Source organism: Chamaesiphon polymorphus CCALA 037 (assembly GCF_003003845.1).
Taxonomy (GTDB): domain Bacteria; phylum Cyanobacteriota; class Cyanobacteriia; order Cyanobacteriales; family Chamaesiphonaceae; genus Chamaesiphon; species Chamaesiphon polymorphus.
Map to the genome: position 1 here is coordinate 1 of NZ_PVWO01000393.1, position 5,605 is coordinate 5,605.

The following is a 5,605-nucleotide window of genomic DNA, read 5'->3' on the forward strand; positions in this document are numbered from 1 at the left end:
CACCTGCCACATCGATGCCACTCGCGCCAGCCGCGATTAATTGATGCGCCATTTCGGCAGAAATTCCATTACCGACCTCTTTAATAATTACTGGTACGGGTAGCCGCTCGCAGACGATCGCGATCCGATCGAGTAATCCCTTAAAATTGGTATCGCCATTAGGTTGAATGCATTCCTGAAGGGGATTGAGATGCAAAATCAAGGCATCGGCGGCTAATAATTCTACTGCTTTCAAACATTCATCGACTCCATAGCGATAATTGAGTTGAATGGCTCCCAGATTGGCAAGTAACAAGATATCCGGCGCAATCTTGCGAACTTGAAAAGTATCCGCTACCTGCGGTTGTTCGATCGCGACGCGTTGAGAACCGACACCCATAGCTAATCCATATTCTTGCGCCACTTCTGCCAGTCGATAATTGATCTCCTTGGCTTGCAAAGTCCCACCAGTCATCGAAGAAATCAAAATCGGCGCACCGAGCTGTTTCCCCAGCAATTTGGTAGTAAGATCGATGCAGGAGTAGTCTAGTTCTGGCAGACAACTATGACTGAACTGATATCGATCGAATCCACTGCCCTGAGTTTTAAACTGGACATCTGATTCCAAACAAATCTGAATATGTTCGGCTTTGCGTTGAATGGTGGACATAGTGGTAGTTGCGAGGTAATCGAGCCAATCTCAAATTCTTAAGATCTTCGCTACTTATTTTATGATGGAACCACCAGTAAATAGCATCAAACTCTCACAAACAGCTAAAGACCAACTCGTAAAACTCAAACGAATTACGAAGATCGATCGCTGGAATATTCTCTGTCGCTGGGCATTCTATCGCTCTTTGGCAGAGACAGCACCACCATCGCTCATTCCTATTCCCGCCGATAGCAATCTCGAAATGAGCTGGCAAGTTTTTGCTGGCGATCTGGCCGATATTTCTATTCTCGCACTCAAGCAGCGATGTTATCGAGACGGACTCGATCTAACGCCCGAAGTTTTATCGCAGCAATTTCGACTGCATTTACATCGCGGTATCGGTTATTTAGCTGGCGATCCTAAGATGCGCAAAATTGAAGATTTAGTCGCTCTCGTCAGCCGCGAGGATAATGGGTAATAACCCACGTTGCTAGTTATAACCTCAGCGGTTAGAAACCGCTGCTCATATTGCAAAGTCCGCCTGCGCGGACTGATTAACTAGTCCGCGCAGGCGGACTTCGCAACACCAGCCACGACTTCTAGTCGTTGGCCTCACCATTAGCTAGCTTACGTTATTAGAAGACGTGCATCTGCAAACCGTCAGGAAATAAAGGCTCAGCTTAGAGCCGCTTTATCTTTTTATAAGTCTTCCCGCTCGCCATAATTGCCGAAGAGCCAAGTGGGGCACAAAAAAAGAGGTAGAGACCGATTGTGTTTCTACCTCTGGCTGCGATCTGGTTTTTAAAAAGCCGCTCGGCCTTTTGCTGGTGCGCGTAGCTCGTCGATCGATAAATGCGGGGTTTCTGTATACACTGAGTCTAGTAATATATCCAGGCTCCCAGCTTCGCGGGCACTGTCGATCGCTTTATGATTGATTAATTCGCCTACATTGAGGATAACCTCATCATTGCGATCGAGGATAACTCTGGTAGTGGGACGACCTAAAGCTCCTTTAATCCGCTTTTCTTCGATTGCTTGTTTGCTGCGTCCTTGCAAGTCATTAGCGGTCTCTTTGACATGCTCCCAGATATTGAGGGCACCTTCACGCACGCGCTCGCTGGTGTCGGCGGTGGTGGTTTTGAGCCGCTCTCCGGTGGTGGTTGCCAGAGCACCTGCTTGGGAGCGAGCTGCAACTGAGTGAGACAAGCCGACAGCTTCTAATAAGGCTGACTCCTGATGAGTTGCCTTGGCACGCTCGATCGCGTTTTGAGTGACGATTTGACCCTGGGCGGCGATAATATAGCCCTGGGGAGTATATACCTCGCGTTGCGCGCGTCGTCCTTGAGCTTGTTCTACAGTAAATCCAGCCATGAGATTACCCATGCGATCGCGGAAGGGTTCGGTCAAACTCCCACCAGCAGAGCGATAGAGTTCGTCTAGGACTCCTAGCCGCTCGGCACTCTCGGCAACTCTGATATTAATAATTTCGCCTGCGGAAACTACTTGGATGCCGTTAGGAGCCTTAACTGGAAATTGTGCCATCTTCCCAATTGCAAAGGCTTTTTGCTCTACCCGATCGACGATCGCATTTGTGACTCTGGTATTAGCTACTCGTCCGGCTGCTTGAAGCCTTTCGCCAGCTATTTGAGCTGTATCCTGAAACTTCTCACCCGCAACTTGGGCGGTATCTTGAAGGCGTTCGCCCGCAACTTGTGCGGTGGCTTGCAGCTTCTCGCTGGCAGTTTGCATCGCTGCTTTAATCCCGCCGACTTGCTCTTCCATCAAGGCGATTGTCTCGACAGGGACGAAGGCTACATCTTCACCAATTTTGAGTGTATGGGTGGCTGGGACGAACGATCTGCCCGAATAAGCATCGGCAAATAATCCCCCAGAAGTTTCGTATCCTTCGATCGCCCCACTGGTTTCATCAAAATAGAAATCGATGAGTTTGCCCAAGTCACGACCATCGGTGGTCATAATGCGGGTGCCATTTAAAACGCTTCGATCGGCTAGAATCCGGTTAATATTTTCGTAGTCGCGAGCGGGAGCAATCGCGTCTTTAGACGGTACGATGATGGCATCTACACCGAGTGCTTTGACTAGGAAGAGTGGCAAAACTTTAGCCCGATCGAACCAACCTTTCTCTGCAATTAAAAATCCAAGCAGGCTATTATTATTTTCATCAAAGATGAGATCTTTGATACTATCAATTCTTTCGCCAGAGTCATACGTAATGACTGGCTTGCCGATAAGTTCTTTACCCTTACGCACGATCTTTATTTCCCTTTATTATTAGTAGCTACTATTTATCTGTTTGTTATTAATTTTTATTTACGGTTCTATCGGTCTTCGCGGATCGGAATCATAAAAATGTGTCGATCTTCTGCTAGGGTTATCTCTACCGAAACCTGGCACTAAATCTATTTCTCCGGTATACTCTAGCGCAGTAGCCGCAGCCAGAATCAATACAGCGATCGTGGTGTATAAGGGAGTTTTTGAGGTTCTTCCTACTAATCTGGGCATACAATTTTTATTATTTTTAGCTTGACTTATTACCTCGATCTTATCAGTTTGGACTGCGATCGACACTCGGTCGATAGGTGTAAATAATGACAACTCATTAAATAATTAGATGTACTTATATAATTCGCATCTATGCCAAAGGAAATAAGCTTTATCTTTAATATCTGTTTCACATAAAAAAGCTTAGACAATAGCTGCCTAAGCTTTAAATTAAAATACCCAGTATCAGTCAAGAGCAACTATCGTCAGAGTTACTTGTTTAGATTTTCTTTAGCGCGATCTACACCATCGCTAATTTTGTCACCAACTTCTTTGGCTTTGTCGCCAATTTTATCTTTGGCATCTTCGATGCCGTCACGGACGTTTGCAGCAGCTTGTTTAGCTTTTCCAGCCGCTTCATCTTCAGTATTTCCAGTTACTGCGCCTGCAACTTCTTGACTCTTGCCTTCTACATTTTGAGCGGCTGCTTTTGCGCGATCTTCGGTACTCATATTATTCTCCTATTGTCTTATCCTGCTATTAGCTTTCGCAGTTGAACTATCTGTACTATACGATCGTTAGCCAAAAACTCTCTCTACTCAAAGCCATACTTATAGCGCGATCGATCTAGATCGGACATCTGTAAATCGGCTTACCAAAATACCTCGATCGACGGATTAGTTGAAGTTGTCGCACTCGGCATGACTTCGAGGTGGTAAAATTCTCAACACACTTAAGAAGATACTCCCGATCTCGACTAGAAATCGGGGGTATCTTCTCAACCTCAGCCTACCAATCGAACCAGTTGGCTTTTTTAGCTTATGCTGTAGTGAATGATGCGTCGGGTTCCGAGTCTGGAGTTTAAGAACTCTGCCGATCGTCTTCTGCTCGATCTTTTAGTTCGTGTTTCATCGCTTCACTCACCCCAACCTCTGGCTGTTCTCCAGTTGGTGCAGCGGGATAAAGCATTTCTGCTTCAGAAGCTATTTCCTCCTTCATGGCCGAACATGCCTGCGTAAAAGTTTGGGGTTTACCCAGACTCTCATTTGTAGCGACTAATTGTTGACCTTCATTTATCGATCGCTCTTTGATTCCCGAGCAAGTATCGCTCAAACTCGGAGGTTTGCCCGTAGTCTCTGGTGTGGAGGTCGTTTGAGCTTTGCTGACAATTTCATCTTTCATCCGCTCCCCAACGTCCGTCAAGGTCTGCGGTCGATCGCGAGATTCATCGTCTGTTGCTAGATTCTCTTCTAAACTGAGATTGATATCGTCCATATTATTTTCAGGTGTGTTATTCACACAACTAAAGTATTTATCAATGTACGATCGATCGACTGTCTATGTTATCTGTTGAAATGAGTATTTCTCCTCTATCGATCGATAGAGGAGAATATTTACTCCCAGTAAAACTTTAATGTTGAGTTTTTACAACATTCTAGACAATAGATTTGGCCTTCGACCAGACACCGTTTTCGTCTTCATCGAATTGCTCGATGACTTTAGCCCAAGCAGCTTGTTCGGCTTTGGTTTTGTCGTTGGTTTGTTTGAGTGCGGCACCGTAGCTAGCGATAAACACAGTCTGAGCCTCATCAGACAAGTGCGAGCGGATTTCGGGCGAGAGGTCTTCGGGACTGTTGTACTGTCCAGCAGCGCGCGGTAGAGCAGACTCGTTGACGTGGATATCTTTGGCACCCGCACTTTCTAACAGCAGTTGGTATTCACCAGTACGATCGGCAGGTACTTCGAGCATCATTACAAATTCCCCTGCGGCGAGGCGGGTTTGGTAGAGTGCTGCTTGTTCTTCGGGCATCCCTAGAGCGGCTAATACAGATACTAAACCAGCTCCGGCACTACCTGCGATCGCGCCGCTAGTAGCTCCGAGTAAGATCGCGCCGATTGGCCCTGCGGCAACAATTGGGCCGACAAACGGTACTAGTAATACGCCTACGCCAGTCAGCAAGCTCAAGAAAGAGCCAAATAAAGAGCCAAAGATTGCGCCACTGCGGAGTCCACCCAAGATGACGTCGCGTTTGGAAATAAATCCAGTAATTTTAGTCTGGGATTGAAAGTTGCGTCCCATTACGGAGATGTCTTCTTTAGGAATGCCGCGCTCGATCGCTCGGCGAACGACGCCATCGATTTGGCTCTCTTCTGCAAACACGGCAGAAATGGTGCGTTCTACTACGGAATTCGTGGGTTGGGTTTGGGTTTGTTCTGACATTTTAAAATAGGGGTATAAGGGATAAGAAATCGCTGGTTTTTAAAAAGTCGAGCTACGTTGTTCTTACTTTTTAGACACTAGCTAAGAAATCGCTGGTTTTTAAAAAGTCGAGCTACGTTGTTCTTACTTTTTAGACACTAGCTTCGTTTTATTTGGGTTTACCCCCCCAACCCCCCCTTATAAAGGGGGGGCTTTTCCGGCTCCCTTCTTATTTATAAGAGCAGGGGCTTATCCGGCTCCCTCCCCTTTAT

The 5,605-nt window shown here is 46.5% G+C and carries 7 protein-coding genes; 1 reads left to right on the top strand and 6 read right to left on the bottom strand.

Annotation, left to right across the window (positions count from 1 at the left end):
• Positions 1-649, bottom strand: a 649-nt coding sequence (locus tag C7B77_RS22645) for an alpha-hydroxy-acid oxidizing protein (RefSeq protein WP_106310232.1), incomplete at its 3' end; no start/stop codon positions are given.
• 64 nt (positions 650-713) lie between these two features.
• Between C7B77_RS22645 and dndE the strand changes: the two genes are divergently transcribed.
• On the top strand, positions 714-1,109 hold the full coding sequence (dndE, locus tag C7B77_RS22650; RefSeq protein ID WP_106310235.1) for a DNA sulfur modification protein DndE: 396 nt from the start codon (positions 714-716) through the stop codon (positions 1,107-1,109).
• Between the two features lie 323 nt (positions 1,110-1,432).
• Here the strand turns inward: dndE and C7B77_RS22655 are convergent, their stop codons facing one another.
• The 5 genes from C7B77_RS22655 to C7B77_RS22675 all read right to left on the bottom strand — a co-directional run bounded on the left by C7B77_RS22655 (position 1,433) and on the right by C7B77_RS22675 (position 5,354).
• Complete coding sequence (locus C7B77_RS22655) at positions 1,433-2,902, bottom strand: PRC-barrel domain-containing protein (RefSeq protein ID WP_106310238.1); 1,470 nt, start codon at positions 2,900-2,902, stop codon at positions 1,433-1,435.
• 60 nt (positions 2,903-2,962) lie between these two features.
• The gene (locus C7B77_RS22660; RefSeq protein ID WP_146138459.1) at positions 2,963-3,154 is read right to left on the bottom strand and encodes a hypothetical protein; all 192 of its coding nucleotides are present in this window, start codon (positions 3,152-3,154) and stop codon (positions 2,963-2,965) included.
• 251 nt (positions 3,155-3,405) lie between these two features.
• Positions 3,406-3,645, bottom strand: a complete 240-nt coding sequence (locus C7B77_RS22665) for a CsbD family protein (RefSeq protein WP_106310244.1) — start codon at positions 3,643-3,645, stop codon at positions 3,406-3,408.
• 349 nt (positions 3,646-3,994) lie between these two features.
• Complete coding sequence (locus tag C7B77_RS22670; RefSeq protein ID WP_146138460.1) at positions 3,995-4,408, bottom strand: hypothetical protein; 414 nt, start codon at positions 4,406-4,408, stop codon at positions 3,995-3,997.
• A 160-nt stretch (positions 4,409-4,568) separates the two neighbouring features.
• Entirely contained in the window at positions 4,569-5,354 is a 786-nt protein-coding gene (locus tag C7B77_RS22675) for a ChaB family protein (protein ID WP_106310250.1), read from the bottom strand.
• Positions 5,355-5,605: the final 251 nt, after the last annotated feature.

What these genes read in the sequence shown, in the direction of transcription:
- dndE (WP_106310235.1), top strand. Translation starts at nt 714, where the DNA reads ATGGAACCACCAGTAAATAGCATCAAACTCTCACAAACAGCTAAAGAC.
- C7B77_RS22660 (WP_146138459.1), bottom strand. Translation starts at nt 3,154, where the DNA reads ATGCCCAGATTAGTAGGAAGAACCTCAAAAACTCCCTTATACACCACG.
- C7B77_RS22665 (WP_106310244.1), bottom strand. Translation starts at nt 3,645, where the DNA reads ATGAGTACCGAAGATCGCGCAAAAGCAGCCGCTCAAAATGTAGAAGGC.
- C7B77_RS22670 (WP_146138460.1), bottom strand. Translation starts at nt 4,408, where the DNA reads ATGGACGATATCAATCTCAGTTTAGAAGAGAATCTAGCAACAGACGAT.
- C7B77_RS22675 (WP_106310250.1), bottom strand. Translation starts at nt 5,354, where the DNA reads ATGTCAGAACAAACCCAAACCCAACCCACGAATTCCGTAGTAGAACGC.